The 16,338-nt window shown below is 56.5% G+C and carries 10 protein-coding genes and 8 tRNA genes; 14 read left to right on the top strand and 4 right to left on the bottom strand.

Features of this window, described 5'->3' with window-relative positions:
• Both NNL38_RS02095 and NNL38_RS02090 read right to left on the bottom strand, forming a co-directional pair.
• Entirely contained in the window at positions 1–2,157 is a 2,157-nt protein-coding gene (locus NNL38_RS02095; RefSeq protein ID WP_255389383.1) for a TonB-dependent hemoglobin/transferrin/lactoferrin family receptor, read from the bottom strand.
• 96 nt (positions 2,158–2,253) lie between these two features.
• A complete protein-coding gene (locus NNL38_RS02090; protein WP_255389382.1) occupies positions 2,254–4,308 on the bottom strand; it encodes a prolyl oligopeptidase family serine peptidase in 2,055 nt (684 codons plus the stop codon).
• Positions 4,309–4,643: 335 nt separating this feature from the next.
• On the opposite strand from NNL38_RS02090, the gene NNL38_RS02085 reads away from it, so the two are divergent.
• From NNL38_RS02085 to NNL38_RS02040, 10 genes are all read left to right on the top strand, one after another.
• On the top strand, positions 4,644–5,270 hold the full coding sequence (locus tag NNL38_RS02085; protein ID WP_255389381.1) for a glutathione S-transferase family protein: 627 nt from the start codon (positions 4,644–4,646) through the stop codon (positions 5,268–5,270).
• Between the two features lie 134 nt (positions 5,271–5,404).
• Positions 5,405–5,480 (top strand) — tRNA-Phe (locus tag NNL38_RS02080).
• Between the two features lie 40 nt (positions 5,481–5,520).
• Positions 5,521–5,596: transfer RNA gene (locus tag NNL38_RS02075), tRNA-Asn, on the top strand.
• 9 nt (positions 5,597–5,605) lie between these two features.
• Positions 5,606–5,681 (top strand) — tRNA-Thr (locus NNL38_RS02070).
• Positions 5,682–5,684: 3 nt separating this feature from the next.
• A tRNA-Phe gene (locus NNL38_RS02065) sits at positions 5,685–5,760 on the top strand.
• A gap of 155 nt (positions 5,761–5,915) precedes the next feature.
• Positions 5,916–5,991 (top strand) — tRNA-Asn (locus NNL38_RS02060).
• 43 nt (positions 5,992–6,034) lie between these two features.
• Positions 6,035–6,110 (top strand) — tRNA-Thr (locus NNL38_RS02055).
• 3 nt (positions 6,111–6,113) lie between these two features.
• Positions 6,114–6,189, top strand: a tRNA-Phe gene (locus tag NNL38_RS02050).
• A gap of 157 nt (positions 6,190–6,346) precedes the next feature.
• A tRNA-Asn gene (locus NNL38_RS02045) sits at positions 6,347–6,422 on the top strand.
• Between the two features lie 413 nt (positions 6,423–6,835).
• On the top strand, positions 6,836–8,092 hold the full coding sequence (locus tag NNL38_RS02040) for a cyclic di-GMP phosphodiesterase (protein WP_255389380.1): 1,257 nt from the start codon (positions 6,836–6,838) through the stop codon (positions 8,090–8,092).
• Between the two features lie 198 nt (positions 8,093–8,290).
• On the opposite strand, the gene mrcB is transcribed toward NNL38_RS02040, so the two are convergent.
• Both mrcB and hrpB read right to left on the bottom strand, forming a co-directional pair.
• A complete protein-coding gene (gene mrcB, locus NNL38_RS02035; protein WP_439651384.1) occupies positions 8,291–10,744 on the bottom strand; it encodes a penicillin-binding protein 1B in 2,454 nt (817 codons plus the stop codon).
• 102 nt (positions 10,745–10,846) lie between these two features.
• A complete protein-coding gene (gene hrpB, locus NNL38_RS02030; protein WP_255389379.1) occupies positions 10,847–13,330 on the bottom strand; it encodes an ATP-dependent helicase HrpB in 2,484 nt (827 codons plus the stop codon).
• Between the two features lie 137 nt (positions 13,331–13,467).
• Between hrpB and thpR the strand changes: the two genes are divergently transcribed.
• From thpR to gluQRS, 4 genes are all read left to right on the top strand, one after another.
• Positions 13,468–14,079 (top strand): RNA 2',3'-cyclic phosphodiesterase, encoded by a 612-nt coding sequence (gene thpR / locus NNL38_RS02025; protein ID WP_255389378.1) that lies wholly within the window; start codon positions 13,468–13,470, stop codon positions 14,077–14,079.
• Positions 14,076–14,786 (top strand): DNA/RNA nuclease SfsA, encoded by a 711-nt coding sequence (gene sfsA / locus NNL38_RS02020; protein ID WP_255389377.1) that lies wholly within the window; start codon positions 14,076–14,078, stop codon positions 14,784–14,786. The genes thpR and sfsA overlap by 4 nt, the downstream gene beginning before the upstream one ends.
• Positions 14,787–14,915: 129 nt before the next feature.
• Positions 14,916–15,365: an RNA polymerase-binding protein DksA gene (gene dksA / locus NNL38_RS02015; RefSeq protein WP_255389376.1), complete on the top strand. Its 450-nt coding sequence runs from the start codon at positions 14,916–14,918 to the stop codon at positions 15,363–15,365.
• 80 nt (positions 15,366–15,445) lie between these two features.
• A complete protein-coding gene (gene gluQRS / locus NNL38_RS02010; protein ID WP_255389375.1) occupies positions 15,446–16,330 on the top strand; it encodes a tRNA glutamyl-Q(34) synthetase GluQRS in 885 nt (294 codons plus the stop codon).
• Positions 16,331–16,338: the final 8 nt, after the last annotated feature.

Genomic DNA, 16,338 nt, shown 5'->3' with positions numbered 1-16,338 from the left:
CTAGAAACTATATTGCGCGTTAAGGTTGAAATAACGACCCGGCTGAGTCGAGAAGGTCGTATCCTTCGCGGCAACGCCGGCGACATCCTGATAACGGATGTAGTCCCGGTCCAGCAGGTTATGAATCGCGAGATTGAGACGAAAATCAGGCGTTACAAAATAGCCCGCGCCCAAGTCCACCGTCAGCCAGCCGGATGTTTCGGCACAGGTCTCTGCCATCCCCAGCTCGCCGTAGCAGGTCGGTACCCGATCCATCGCCCCGGCATAGTTGGCGCGAACAAAGCCGTCCCAGTCCTCGGCCAGATAGTCCAGCTGGGTGTTACCTTCCAGCGGCGTGAGCGCGCGGATTGCCTCACCCTGCTCATCTTCACCATCGACAATCCCCAGCTTGCTGCTGATTGCCAGCGCGTCGGTCAACGTATATCGGACCGTCAGCTCTGCACCGTAGGTTTTGACCCCGTTCAGGTTCTGGTATTGCACGATGGCATGCTGGTTGGCATCGTCCCAACCCACCACCTGCTCATCAATGAAATCATCAAAGACGGAGTAAAACAGGGCACCATAGACCGCCAGGCGGCCATCATCGTACTTGCTGCCCAGCTCGACATTGTCACTGGTCTCTGCCCCCAGATCCGGGTTTGGCTGAATCACAAAGCTGCCCAAATCACCGTTCAGATGCGGCACGAAACCATAAGCCTTGGCATAAGAAGGCGCCCGGAATCCGTGGGTGTAGCTCAGATAGGTATTAAGAGCATCGGTCCACTGGTAAGCCAGCGACAGGCTTGGTGAGATTTCACTGTGATCGGTAGTGTCCAGCGCGTAGCGACCCAATGCTTCCGTGCCGATCGAATCAGCACCGCCCGGACTCAGGCGCTGGTAGTCGAACCGCAATCCTGGCGTCAGATTCCAGCGACCCCAGTCAATATCATCATGCACATACACGCCAAAACGATCTGTAGTCGCTTCGGCAAACGGCGCCGATTCGGTGCGCTGCTCACCATTCCAGTCAATCATCAGCTTTTCCACCGGGCGTTCATGCCGGGTCGACTCCAGTGTCACCCCCCAGGCAAACGTATGGTTGGCGCTTCCCAGAGATATCCGCTTTTGCATCTCGGCAGAGCCGCCCAACAGCGCATCTCGAAACTGGCGGCTGTCAATCTGACGGCGCTTAAACAATAGAGATTCCTGCACCCGCGCCATCGCAACCCGTAATTCACTGTCATTTTCCGTCAGGCGGTAATACAGGTTGAAATCGGCCTGATCAGCCAGCCCCCCTGTCCCTTCCCATTCCGCGCCGACGCGGGATTCCAGGGTGGTGACCCGACCCTGCTCATGAAAATCTTTTGCGATCCAGCCTTTGCCATCCTCCTGGATCGGCGGCTGGCCTTCCTCGCGCAGCGCCTCCTGCTGGTAATAGCTGAGTTTGCCCTTCAGCATCCACTGCGGGCTGACAAACCATTCGCTGCTCAGCGCCGCATAGAAACCGTCCACATCACGCAGGTAGAGTGATTCGTCATGGTTTTTCGACTCACTCCCCGTCCAGTAGCTCAGGCGCAGCAGGTGATCGGAGTCACCGAAACGCTGTGCTGTCGTCAGGGCGGTCCGGTATTTGTTACTGATCCCGGCATAACCGCCTTCAATCCCCCAGTAACTGTCGCGTTGCCTCAGGTAATCGCCGGGCGCTTTCGAGGTCAGCACCACCACGCCGCCGACCGCACCCGAGCCATAAAGGGATGAGCCGGCGCCTTTGACCACTTCAATCTGCTTGACATCCCCCAGGTCGAAACTGTTATGACCGGCCACATCATTGAGATCATCGGCGCCATAACCGTCCGCCACGCGCACACCATCTTTGATCACCGCAACCCGGTTGCCGCTCATCCCGCGGATCGTAATATTCTGCGGCCGGCCGGCCCCGCCGGAAACGCTGATCCCCGGCTCATGATTGAGGGCATCGTACAGCTCAGTTGCGCCTTCCCGGGTCATCGCTTCACTGGTGATCACCGCCACCGAGCCATTGGTCTCAGACAGCGGCTTCTCAATCTTGTTGGCCGTGACGACAATGGTCGAAATTGCGGTCACATCTTCTGCAACAGCGCTGTGGCTGCTCAGGCCAAATAAAGACAAAAAAGCCAATGGCACGGGCTTTAATTGCATGGTCGGTTCTCCGGGTTTATGGGATGAAAGACAAATTTCAGCATGACAGATCCCTACCGGCGGCCTGGCCGCCGGCAAAATCATCACGAATTCAGGTTATCGGGTATCGGGATGGCGCAGCGAACCAGCCTGGCGGAGTAAGAAAGCATACTCCCGGGCTTGTTGCTGCTGTGCCCGGCGGGTATCCTGCCGATGGCCGCCCTGCATATTGGTCTGCAACAGATAGGGACCGCTGCCGGCACTCAGCTCACGCACTTTGGCCACCCACTTTGCCGGCTCCCAGTAAGGCACCTGGCTGTCGTACAGTCCGGCCGTCACCAGCATCGGCGGGTAGGCTTGGCGGGCAATATTATCGATCGGACTATAAGCGGCCATCACGGCCCGCTGCGCCGGATCGCGCGGATCGCCCCACTCGGCATATTCCTGGCGGGTCAGCGGTAGCGTCGGATCAGACATAGTCGCCACTACATCGACAAACGGGACTTGCAACACCGCGGCGCTAAACAGCGTCGGCTGTTGATTGAGCGCCGTCGCCACCAGCGTGCCGCCGGCACTGCCGCCGATGGCCAGCAACGGGCGATTTTTTCCGCCGCGGTATTGCTTCAGGGTTTGCGCCACGGCGAGGTAGTCGGCAAAGGCATTGGGTTTATTCATCCCTTTGCCTTGCTCATACCAGGCCGGGCCAAGGTATCCGCCACCGCGCACATGGGCAATGGCATAGATCATGCCGCGATCAAGCAGGCTCAGTACCTGAGGCATAAAATAAGGCCGCATCGGTGTGCCGTAAGCGCCGTAGCCATACAGCACCACCGGGGAGTGCGCCGTTAGTTGATCCTCTCGGTATACCAGGGACACCGGTACCGAGACACCATCATGCATGACCTGGATCTGCTCGCTGCGATACAGCTGCGGCTCGATGTTCTGATAGCGGTCTTCGCCCAGCACCTTCATCTCAAATGTCCCGAGATCCAGCACCAGCCACTGCGGCGGCTGCGCCATCGACATCCGGCGGATCCGGACCGACTGACCATAACGACTGCTGTTGCCGGACAACCAGGCAACTCCACCAGACGGCGTCATGGTTTGCTGGTACAACGTCTCACCCTGATAATTCAGCACCACCAGATCGCTGTACTGCTGGCGGCTGATTTCCAGCACAATGTGCTGTGGATACAACAACCAGTTTTTCAGATGCTGTGTTGGCGGAGTCTGCCAGATTGCCTTCCAGGGCCGGGTTGGCTCAGCAAGCGCTGCCTGATAGAGCGCAAAGTCGCCGTCGAGGTTGCTCGACAAATACAGGGTGTCATGACGGACATCGGCGTAATACTCCACCCCGGACTCCCGCGCCCGGATCAATCCCAGCGAGCGGCCGGTATTGCGATCCACCAGATGTTGCTCACTGCTGTTGTGATTGTTGCTCTGGATCAGCACATGCTGGCCTGAAGTCGACGGATAGATCGAGACCATCCAGGCCAGATCGGCTTCCCGGAACAGCTCTTGTGTGGTGTCGGTTTGCCACACCCAGCGCAGCACCCGGTTGGGGCGATAGGTTTTCGCCTCATTGCCGACGACATAGAGGCTCTGGCTGTCATTGCTCCACACCAGATCCGTGGTGACACCTGACAGCACCGCTGACTGTGCTTTTCCCGAGTCCAGCGCAATCACAGAAATTTGATAATTGCGATCGCCCCGGCGATCTTCGGCCAGCGCTACCCAGCGATAGTCCGGGCTCACCCGCCAGTTCCCCAGCGAATAATAAGCCGCACCCTCGCGACGTGTGCTCAGATCAAGCACCACAGTTTCCGCCTGGGTTTGAGTGTTTTTCCGGATCAGCTGCTGGCTCGATGCATCGACGCGATAATTGAACTCCCCCTGCAGCCGCCATGGCTGCAAAGCAGATTGTCGGCTGCGTGACTGCCACTCTGCCAACAAGGTTTGCTCCAAAGTTTGCTGAGCCGCCAGCTGTGACTCAGTGCGCTGGTTTTCCTGCTGCAGGAAATTCAGCACGGCCGCTGACTGACGGGTGTCATCCCGAAGCCAATCATAAGACGGATCGGCCACCGTTTGGTTCGCTGCGGTGTCCGCCAAAGCTGCCGGTGCAACCAAGGCGCTCACGACACATAAAATAAGACCAACCAAACTGCGTTTCATGATGCACTCACAACGTCAAAGAATCTCAAGGCAGGGCAAAGCACTTTATTCCCTGTAATTTTGCGGCACATCATGCACCCACGCTGTAATGAGATCAATTATCAGTTTCATTCGCATTAAAATAATAGCTCTAAACAAGATCCAGATCACAAAATAATGTGGAACTTCTCTCAGCTATCAGCCTTGATCAACATGAAAATGGCTGAAACTAAGTCCAACATGTGCAACGAAAAGCATTTGATTTCCGCTTTAAAACAGGAAAATACGCCGGACTTCGATCCTTCGGAGCTTTTTGACTAAGGTTAATCACACAAGGCATATTCAAGGATGACGATATGGTGACGTTATATGGCTACCCGCGAACCCGCTCCTTACGGGTTTCATGGTTGCTGGAAGAATTAGGATTGGAATGGGAATACCAGTTAGTCGATTTCAACAACAATGAGCACCGCGCCCCGCAGTTTCTCGCCCGCAATCCCGCAGGCAAGGTCCCCTGCCTGATCGATGATCAAATCGTGGTGACCGAATCTGCTGCGATTTGTCTTTATCTGGCAGAAAAGTATGGCCGGCACTGGCTACCGAAACCCGGGACACCAGAAGCCGCGACCCATCATGAGTGGATCAGTTTTATCACCACCGAATTAGAGCAACCGCTGTGGACAATGGGCAAGCACCGCTTCGCCCTGCCGGAGAAAATACGGCTGCCGGAAATGCTACCGGTCGCCGCTTGGGAGTTTAAGAAAGCCGTGCAAATTGCCGAATCTCGTTTCAATCAAGCAGCCTACCTACTCGGTCAATTTCCGACGGTGGCCGATATTCTGCTCACCCACACCCTGAACTGGGCGGTAAAGTTCGATCAGAAAATCCCGCCCAAATTGGAAAAATACCGCCAGTTCGCCAATCGCCGTCCGGCACTGGCGCGGGCACTAAACCTTGAGCAACAAGCGTTGGGCCATCCCTGAAGGATGACTTCAAAAACAGGCTGAACTTGCAAAGTTCAAAAACCGAACGATCAGCATAAAAAAAGCCACTTTGGTTTGTTTTCACTAAAAAAGCATTGACGCAACGGATCAAAACCGATTTAATGCGCCCCGTTGCCTCGATAGCTCAGTCGGTAGAGCAGAGGATTGAAAATCCTCGTGTCGGTGGTTCGATTCCGCCTCGAGGCACCATTTTCATTGTGGTGCGACACGCAACACAGTAACAAACAATTCCCCCTTAGTTCAGTTGGTAGAACGGCGGACTGTTAATCCGTATGTCGCAGGTTCGAGTCCCGCAGGGGGAGCCACTTTTGTGTGCCGACTTAGCTCAGTAGGTAGAGCAACTGACTTGTAATCAGTAGGTCACCAGTTCGATTCCGGTAGTCGGCACCATTTGCCTCGATAGCTCAGTCGGTAGAGCAGAGGATTGAAAATCCTCGTGTCGGTGGTTCGATTCCGCCTCGAGGCACCATTATTTACAATGTGGTGCTGGTCACGATAGCCAAACCCTTCTGTGATTGCTGCGCAATCATGTGTCGGTCCCTGGCCGGGCGCGGTCGATTCCGCACTCGAGGCACCATTTTACAATGTGGTGCTCATCACGATAGCAACACAGTAACAAACAATTCCCCCTTAGTTCAGTTGGTAGAACGGCGGACTGTTAATCCGTATGTCGCAGGTTCGAGTCCCGCAGGGGGAGCCAAATTCGTTGTTAGGCCATCGCCTGATAACACGCAATTTTGTGTGCCGACTTAGCTCAGTAGGTAGAGCAACTGACTTGTAATCAGTAGGTCACCAGTTCGATTCCGGTAGTCGGCACCATTTGCCTCGATAGCTCAGTCGGTAGAGCAGAGGATTGAAAATCCTCGTGTCGGTGGTTCGATTCCGCCTCGAGGCACCATTATTTACAATGTGGTGCTGGTCACGATAGCCAAACCCTTCTGTGATTGCTGCGCAATCATGTGTCGGTCCCTGGCCGGGCGCGGTCGATTCCGCACTCGAGGCACCATTATTTACAATGTGGTGCTGGTCACGATAGCAACACAGAAACAGACAATTCCCCCTTAGTTCAGTTGGTAGAACGGCGGACTGTTAATCCGTATGTCGCAGGTTCGAGTCCCGCAGGGGGAGCCACTTTTGAAAGCCTTGTCGCAAGACGAGGCTTTTTTTATACCCATTGTTCACGCTGCGCGCGAATTGTCGCAGGCGGGAGGCCGCCCCGTCCGAGTCCCGCAGGGGGAGCCACTTTTGAAAGCCTTGTCACAAGACAAGGCTTTTTTATCCCTGTTGTTCACGCTGCGCGTCATGTCCCCCCATTCTAAATCTCTTTATTTACGCCATACATACACTCTCCGGTCCTCTCAAGAATCCGCTATATACCCATTTCGTGTCATATTGGGTAGCTGATTGATATAGTTTACAATAATAAATGCCACCCAAATTGTTGACGCCGTTGCCAGGTACACTGGGCTGTATCAGGGAAAGTACATCAGTCACAACGGGGCAAATTCGAGTATAAGTACAAGAACAGGTTGCGCTGAAAAAGAATGGCAAGCATCAAACTCTCAGTAGAGCGTTTAACCGAAGGACTCTATATCAAGCTCCCCTTACAGTGGACTGATCACCCTTTTCTACTGAACCACTTCAAAATCAAAGATAACCAGCAGATTCGCCTGATCAAAAATCTCGGGGTGAAATTCGTTTACCTGCTCCCGGAGAAAAGTGACACCAAGCCGCTGGATCCGGAGACCCCGGCCGAAACACTCAGTGAAGATGAAAGCCAGTATCTCGATAAACAGGCCGAGAAGCTGTGGCAGGAAAAGCAGTCCCGGATCAACCGGCTGAAAAACTACAAACGAAAGCTGCAGCGCTGCGAAAAAAATTTCAATCGCTCGATGGCCCAACTGCGCGCCATTATCGGGAAAATCAAAAGCCGTCCGGTTACCGCTATTCAGGAAGCCGAGCAGCTGGTTGAGGAGATGGTCGATGCCCTGATGGAAAGCGACAACCTCGCCCTGCATCTGATGAATGACAATCAGGAGTCAGAAGACATCTATTTCCACTCCCTGAACGTTGCCATCATGTCGATGATGCTGGCCAAATCCAGTGGTATGCCGGCCGAAGACATCAAAGCGATCGCCCTCGGCGCCCTGTTCCATGATATGGGCAAACTCAAAGTGCCGACCGCAATTACCCGCAAAACCACCCCGCTCACCGAGCCGGAAGACAATTACCTCAAACTGCATACCAAATACAGCCTGGATCTGGCCAACCTGACTGAAGACTTTCCCGACAGTGCCAAGCCGATTTTAAGCCAGCATCATGAACTGCTCGATGGCAGCGGTTACCCCCACCAGCTGGCTGCCGCTAACATCGATCTCAAAGCCCAACTGGTTGCCGTCGTCAATGCTTACGACAACCTATGTCACCCACAGGATCCCTCAAAGGCCCGGATCCCATACAGCGCCCTCTCCTATCTGTTCAAGAATAAAAAAGAGCAGTACAACAACGACTTCCTTGCCCTGCTGATCCGCCTGCTGGGGGTTTACCCGCCCGGCAGTGTGGTGCAGCTTTCCAATCAGCAGCTAGGGCTGGTGATCTCGGTGAACTCCGAAAGTCTGCTGTTTCCGAATGTCCTGCTCTATGATCCGACCGTGCCGTCCAATGAGGCGCCAATCCTGGAGCTGGAAGACAGTGATCTGCGGATCGAACGGGCGATTCCTCCCAGCAAGCTGCCGGAAAAGGTTTACACCTACCTCAATCCACGGATCCGGATCTCTTACTATTTTGATCCTGATGACTAATACCAATCAAAATAAATAAGTGATCAGAAATAGCGCCGGAAAAATGTTTGAGAACAAGGCAGAATTTTTAGATAAGTAGTTATTCTACAATCAAAAATTCTAACGCAGTTATCGAGCATTTGAACACGCTAGAATGACCAGTTATTTACTGCGATTGGTATAACAACACGCCGCATTTCTCCGGCGTGTTGGGTTTTCCTACTGGCTAAACATCTCCCGGATCCAGCCGGCCGGTTGTTTCTGAGTGCAATGGGCTTTGGCCGAACCGTCCTGATCCCATACCGGCAACGACTGCTGGCCCGAGCAATCCAACCGCAACGTGCCGTTCGGCTGGCGCTGATATTTACTCGTCGTCAGTTTTTGCGGCCAGGCCAGGCGCAAGGGCTCCGGCTGGCGGCGTTTGAGATAGTTGCTGTAGAGCCGCAATGCGCCCGCAGAGCCCGTCAGGTTCACCGGCTTGTTATCATCCCGGCCGACCCACACAGTGACCACTTCCCGACCATCGGCACCGACATACCAGCTGTCACGGTTATTATCCGTGGTGCCGGTTTTCCCGGCCAGCGCCGCCCAGCCGAAGGTTGGCCGCAAAAAGCGCGCCGTCCCCTGGCTCACCACATTCTTCATCCCGTAGGTCGTCAGCCAGGCCGCCTGCTCCGGGACCACCTGGGCTGCTTTGGGATAATTCCGGTACAGCTGCTGCCCCTGCTGATCAACCACCGAACGCAAGGCCGTCAGCTCAGCCTTACGGCCGCCGCTGACCACGGTCTGATACATCTGGGTCACTTCAAACGGGGTCAGGGTAAAGGCACCCAGTAGGATCGACGGCAGCTTCGGCACTTCATCGCGCGGTACGCCGAGCTGCACCATAGTATCGATCACCGAACCCAGCCCAACTTTCATCCCCAGATTCACCGTCGGCACATTGAGCGATTTCGCCAGCGCATAATACAGCGGCACTTCGCCGCGGAACCGCCGGTCGTAATTTCGCGGTTTCCAGGCACTGCCCCGGCTGCCTTTCAGCACGATGGGCTTGTCCTCGATCGTGGTGGCCAGCGAGTATAGCTTCGGCTGACGCAGCGCGGCCAGGTACACCGCCGGTTTCACCAGCGAGCCAATCTGACGCCGGCCGTCCAGCGCCCGGTTAAACCCGGCATAACCCGGCCGGCTACCACCGACCATGGCCCGGATCTCGCCACTGCGGCGATCGACAGCCACCAGCGCAGTCTCCACCGAGACACCGGCTTTTTTCGCCAGCCGCGGCACCTGGGCCATCACCGCCTGTTCCGCTTCCTGCTGCGACAGCGGATCTAAAGTGCTGAACACCCGCAGCCCGACACCCGGGGTAAAGTTATCACCCACTTTCTGCTTCAGCTCACGCTGTAACTGCTGGAAGTAGGCCGGCTGGCGGCTGGCGATCTGCGGTTTGCGTTGCACATCCAGCGGCCGGGATGCCGCCTGCTCATACTGCGCGCCACTGAGTGTGCCGTTGTCCATCATCAGCCGCAGCACCAAATCCCGCCGCTGTTTGGCCCGCTCCGGGTTTCGCCAGGGGTTGTAATACGATGGTCCTTTGGCCAGCGCCACCAGTAACGCCTGCTGATCGATACGTAGCTCCTGCAGCGGCCGGCCGAAATACAGCCGGGCACCCAACCCGAAGCCGTGGACTTCCTTGCCACCGTTTTGTCCCAGGTAGATCTCGTTAAGATAGGCTTCCAGAATCCGGTCTTTGCTATAGCGATAGTCGATGATCAGGGCAATATACGCCTCGCTGATCTTACGCAGCAGGGTCCGCTCCCGGGTCAGGAAAATATTCTTCGCCAACTGCTGGGTTAAGGTACTGCCACCCTGCACGGTCCGTCCGGCCTGCAGGTTCACCAGCAGCGCCCGGACAATCGCCAGCGGCGAGATGCCTTCATGATAATAAAAATCGCGATCTTCCGTCACCAGCAGGGCATCAACCAGTACTTCCGGGAAGCGCTCCCGCGGCAGGAAGATCCGCTGCTCTCCCTCCTGAGTCCCCAGCATCCCCAGCATTTTCGGCTCAATACGGATATAGCCCAGCTGGCGCTCACGACTCAGATCTTCGATACTCTGCAGGGTATTGCCCGAGAACGTCAGCATGATATGGCGCTCTCCTTCGTGGCCATCCTCGAATTCAAACGGCCGGCGGATCAGTTCAATCCGGGTCGAAGAGGCAGAATACTCCCCGATCCGCTGCGGGTTTCGCACTTTATGATATTGCAGCAGATCCAGCTCGCGCTTGACCTCATCAATGGTGATCGGCTGCTCCGGCTGCAGCGTCAGTACCCGACCGTACACGACAGCCGGCAGATTCCAAAGCTGACCGTCAAACTTATCGCGAACCACCTTATCGAGATAGATCCCGGCCACCAGCAGGACCGCCAGTACCACCACCGCCACTTTCAGGCCAAAGCCAAGCAGCCACTTCAGCCAGCCCGGCATCCTTGAGGTGTTTTTCTTAGCAGATTTTTTACGCGGCTTGCGCGGGCTGCCCTTTTTCGCCGGTGCTTTTTTTCGTGTCGCCGCAGGCTTTTTCGCGCCCGGATTCTTCGGTGCGGGCTTTTTGCTTCCCGGCTTTTTTGCCCCCGGTTTCTGCGGCGCAGCTGCACGTCCCCGCAGGGTTAACTTCATCTTCACAACGATTCCCGAATTCTTCCCCGGCCAGCACATTCATCCGTACCGGCACAGCAATCACATTTGCCTCACTGATCACCCAGGCGACCAGTCAGCCAATCACATATACTTTTTGGTTTTTCTGGTTGGCGCATGATTGGCCGGATCATCCGGCCAGACATGTTTGGGATAGCGCCCTTTCATTTCTTTCTGCACGTCCCGGTACGAGCCCTGCCAGAACGCCGCCAGATCCTGGGTGATTTGCAACGGCCGCTGGGCGGGCGATAACAGCTCCAGCACCAGCGCCACCTTCCCATAGGCGATCACCGGCGAGGCTTGCTCGCCGAACATTTCCTGCATCCGGACCGCCAGCGCCGGCTGCTGGCCGACCTGATAGCGGATCGGATAACGGGATCCGGTCGGCACCTGATAATGGGTCGGCAAAGCTTCATTAAGTGCCTTGGTTTTCTCCCAACCCAGCCGCGCCTCCAGCGCCGCCACCAAATCCAACTTTTCAATCATCTTGAGCCGTGTCATCCCGGTCATAAACGGCAGCAGCCATTGTTCGGCCTCAGCCAGCAAACTGACCTCATCCATCGCCGGCAGTGCCAGCTCCGGCAACCAGTCCGCCGCACACCGGGCCCGGACCAGCAAACTTTCCGCACGGGCGTCCCAGGGCAGCACCTTCAGTCCTTTGCGGACAATGGCATTGAGCAGCGCTTCGCTGGCCCGGGCCGGATCCGGCTCGGCCATGACGGTACGCTTGAGCACCAGCTGCCCGCAGCACAGATGCTGCTCAGCCGTCAGCCGCCCTTTTTTGTCATCCCAGTCGAGCCACTCCCGTTCGGTAAACAGATGCGGCAGCTCGGCCTGAAGCTGCACGGGATCGGCGGCAATCGCAGTAAAAATTCGGCTGTCGCCCTGGCGGGTTTTGACGATATCCGCCACCACCAGCATGGCTGCATCAGCCAGCGGCTCATCCGGAGACAACATCGCCCCCTGGCCGTTGGCCAGCTGATAACGCCCGTCGCGTCCCCGTGACAGCGCAATGCGATCCGGATAACCCGCCGCCATCAAAGGCGCAACCCAGGCCGCAGAGACGTGAAGCGACGTCGATTTCGCCGCGCCGGAGTCCGCAGGGACAATTTTATGAAAGTGCTGCCGGGCCCGTTGCAGATATGCCTTGGCCCGCGGCAGCTTGCCGCTCTCCAGCAGGCTAAGCTGAAAATGAAGATCCGGGTTGTTTATTCCTCGTGGCGGCTCTTCCAGCAACGCCACCAGCAGTGCCGCGGTCATCTGTGCCGCCCGTCCTTTTTCCCGCGCCAGTAACAGCATCGCGCCGTGGCGAGGATCGGTGCCCAGACGTTGGACTTGCTGACCGACCTCGGTCAACTGATGACGCGACGTCAACGCGCCCAAATCCTGCAGCAGGCGGCGAGACTGAGCCAGAGCCGGTGCCGGTGGCTCATCAAGCCAGCGCAGCTCTGAAGCCTCAAGGCAGCCCCATTGCGCCAGCTCCAGCGCCAGGGCGGTCAGATCCGCGCGCAGGATTTCCGGCTGCGGGGTGGCCGGTTGCCGGTTCAGCATCTCTTCGCTGTATAGACGCAGACAGATCCCCGGTTCCAGACGCCCGGCCCGGCCGGCCCGCTGCTCGGCTGACGATCGGGCAATGCGGGCCAGCTCCAGCCGGCTGATCCCGGTTTTCGGATCCCACTGTGCCACCCGCTCCAGGCCGCAATCGATCACCATCCGGATCCCTTCAATGGTCAGGCTGGTTTCGGCAATATTGGTCGCGATCACCACCTTGCGCTTGCCGGCTGGTGCCGGGGTGATCGCCTGCTGTTGCGCCGCGCTGCTGAGCTGGCCAAACAGCGGACACACCAGCACCTCCGGTCCCACCCGCTCAGACAATTGCTCAGCCAGTTGCCGGATCTCCCCGGCGCCCGGAAGAAACACCAGGATCGATCCTGGCTCACTGGCCAGCAGTCGGCTCACCGCCTGGGCGGTGGTTTCAATCAATTGATACTGCTCACGCACAGGTTGATAGCGGTGCTCAACCGGATAGCAGCGCCCTTCAGATTCGAGATACGCCGCCGCCGGCAACAAAGCGATCAATGCTTCCTGATCCAGGGTGGCCGACATCACCAGCAACTTCAGATCGTCCCGCAAGGCTTCCTGCACTTCCAGCGCCAGGGCCAGCGCGGTGTCGGCATGAATACTGCGCTCATGGAACTCATCAAAGATCAGCAACTCAATTCCGTTCAGCTCCGGATCCTGCTGCAGCATCCGGGTCATCACTCCTTCGGTGACAATTTCCAGCCGGGTCGAGGCACTCACCTTGGTCTCACCACGCACCCGCAGCCCCACGGTCTGGCCGACCGACTCGCCGAGCTGGGCTGCCAGGTATGACGCAATATTGCGCGCCGCCAGGCGACGCGGTTCGAGCATGATGATCCGCCCGGCTATCCCCCCCTGCTGCAACAGTACCAGCGGCAGGCGGGTCGACTTACCGGCCCCGGGCGGCGCCTTAAGGATCAATTGAGAGGAAGCACCAAGCTGGGCAAGGAGCGAGGGCAGGACAGTATCAATCGGCAGCTGTGACAATGTAGAAACCTTATGTCATATTCAAACGAAGCTGCGGATTATTGTACAAGAAAGTTGGCAGCCAGACTGAACAAAAATCGCCCGGTGTCCGGCCCCCGGCATAGCCGCTCAATAACACAGCCGCTCAGGAGATGATCATGCCCCAGACCACGCCCCAAACCCAGTCCCCATCCGAGCCTCGCCCCGAACGACTCTTCTTTGCCCTGCCCTTCGATGCAGCGCAGGAAAACCGCGCCGCGTTTGACCAATTGAAGCAGCTGGCCCAGACATTGCCCGGAGAGGGACGGACGGTCAGTACGGCCAACCTGCATCTGACATTATCCTTTCTCGGCAACGTGACCGCGGCGCAAAAAACGCAGCTATGCGCGCTGGCCGACACGATCGCGGTGCCGGCATTTACCCTCACCACTACCGAGCTGAAATACAAAAAGCGCAGCCGCCTGATCTGGCTGGGCTGCACGCTGCCGGATCCGCTTGCGCTGCTGGCCGCAACCCTCAGGTCTATCGCCGAGCAGGTCGGTCTGCCCCAGGAAAGCCGGCCCTACACCCCGCACATTACCCTCAAGAAGCATCTGCGGGCCCGCCCGGAATCACTGCCGGAAATTCCCCCGTTGCAGTTTCACATCCCTTGCTTTGGCCTGTATATTTCAGAACAAATCAACAGCCCCCGGGGGGCCGGAGTCCACTATCGTTGCCTGAAACAGTGGTCGCTTACCCCGGCTAAACCCGACAACCAGGATTTGCCATGAAATTTGACCCACCTTTGCAGGCTGCAAAATTAATCAAACGTTACAAACGCTTTCTGACCGACATCGAACTGCCCGACGGCGACATCAAAACCATCCACTGCGCCAACACCGGGGCAATGACCGGCTGCGCCGAGCCCGGCAGCACCGTGTGGTACTCCACCTCCGACAACCCGAAGCGCAAATATCCCAACAGCTGGGAGCTGACCCATACCCCGGACGGTCACTGGATTTGTGTCAATACCGCCCGCGCCAACCGCCTGGTCGAAGAGGCAATAAACCGGGATATCATCACAGAATTACAAGGCTATTCGTCGCTGCGAACAGAAGTGAAGTATGGTAGTGAAAACAGCAGGATAGACATTTTGTTAACCGCTGATGACAAGCCACCGTGCTATATTGAAGTAAAAAGTGTCACCTTACTGCAGAACGGTCAGGGCTATTTCCCCGACGCCGTAACCACCCGGGGCCAGAAACACCTGCGGGAGTTGATGGAAGTGGCACAAAATGGAAACCGAGCCATACTTTTTTTTGCAATTTTGCATTCGGGGATTGAAAACGTAGCCGCGGCGCACCATATAGACCCGGTCTACCATCAGTTAATTCAACAGGCAGAACAGGCAGGCGTTGAGATCATTGGGTACAAAGCGGTATTGAACCAAAATGAGCTCTACTTAAACAACCGCATAGATTTCCATCAACCGCTGTGAAAAATGATGCTTTCTTCACATTGGTATAAAATTGAAGATATGCAGCAATTGCCACAAATAACCCTTTCTGCTATAGATACCGCCCAAAATTAACCAGTGACGGTTATTAGGTATATTAGGAGATGCTATATGCCAGAGAGCAACGTTAAAAAATCGCTAGGCATCCTGGCTATTGCTGGGGTTGAGCCTTATCAGGAAAAAGCCGGCGAAGAATATATGGGTGAAGCTCAGCTAGAGCACTTCCGCAAAATTCTTGAAGCCTGGCGTAACCAACTTCGTGAAGAAGTGGACCGTACGGTAAACCACATGCAGGATGAAGCCGCAAACTTTCCTGATCCTGTGGATCGCGCTGCACAGGAAGAAGAGTTCAGCCTTGAACTACGTAACCGTGACCGCGAACGCAAGCTGATCAAGAAGATTGAGAAAACGCTTCAGCGCATCGAGGACGATGACTTCGGCTTCTGCGATTCTTGCGGTGTTGAGATCGGGATCCGTCGCCTGGAAGCGCGCCCAACAGCCGAGCTGTGTATCGACTGTAAAACACTCGCTGAAATCAAAGAAAAGCAGATGGCGGGCTAATCGACCCCGGGCATTTATCTGCAACAGTAACATTGAAGGGGGAGCGGCAAGCTCCCTCTTTCCTTTTGTATGATCGGTTTATGAGTTTAAACACCCACTACATCGGCCGTTTTGCGCCGTCCCCCTCCGGCCCGCTCCATTTCGGCTCCCTGGTTGCCGCTCTCGGCAGCTACCTGCAAGCCAAATCCCAGCAAGGCCGCTGGCTGGTGCGGATGGAAGATCTCGACCCGCCACGGGAAATGCCCGGCGCCGCCGATGATATCCTGCACACCCTGGAAGCCTACGGTCTTGAATGGGACGGCCCGGTGTTATACCAGAGCCAACGCCATGATGTGTACCAAGCCCAGATCGATGCCTGGCTGCACAGCGGCGCAGCCTATTACTGCCGGTGTACCCGCAAAGAAATCAAAGCCGCCGGCGGCTATTATCCGGGAACCTGCCGAACCCGCCACCACAGTGCCGAAAACAGTGCCGTCCGATTGCGGGTCGATACCCCGATCACCCATTTCCATGATATCCTCCACGGCCGGATTGAAATCCCGTCGGCCCTGGCGCAGGAAGACTTCATTATTCACCGCCGTGACGGACTCTATGCCTATAACCTTGCTGTGGTTCTGGACGATATCGCCCAGGGTGTGACCGAGGTGGTACGCGGGGCTGATTTGATCGACCCGACCGGGCGTCAGATCGGGCTTTACCGCCAGTTAGGTCAGCCGGAAGTCAGTTATCTTCATTTGCCATTGGCGGTGACCGAAAACGGCAATAAACTGTCGAAGCAAAATCATGCGCCGGCAATCGACAAGCAAAACCCGAACCCGGTGCTGATCCAGGCCATGACATTTTTAGGGATGACCCCCCCGGCCGATTTGGCCGACAGCAGCCGGGAAGCGATCCTGCGCTGGGGGTGCCAGAACTGGCACGTAGGGAGACTGCCACAAGCCACAGCCATCACGCTGGCATTCTAAAATGCCCG

Source organism: Photobacterium atrarenae (assembly GCF_024380015.1).
GTDB lineage: Bacteria > Pseudomonadota > Gammaproteobacteria > Enterobacterales > Vibrionaceae > Photobacterium > Photobacterium atrarenae.
This window is presented reverse-complemented; position numbering and strand designations above follow the sequence as displayed.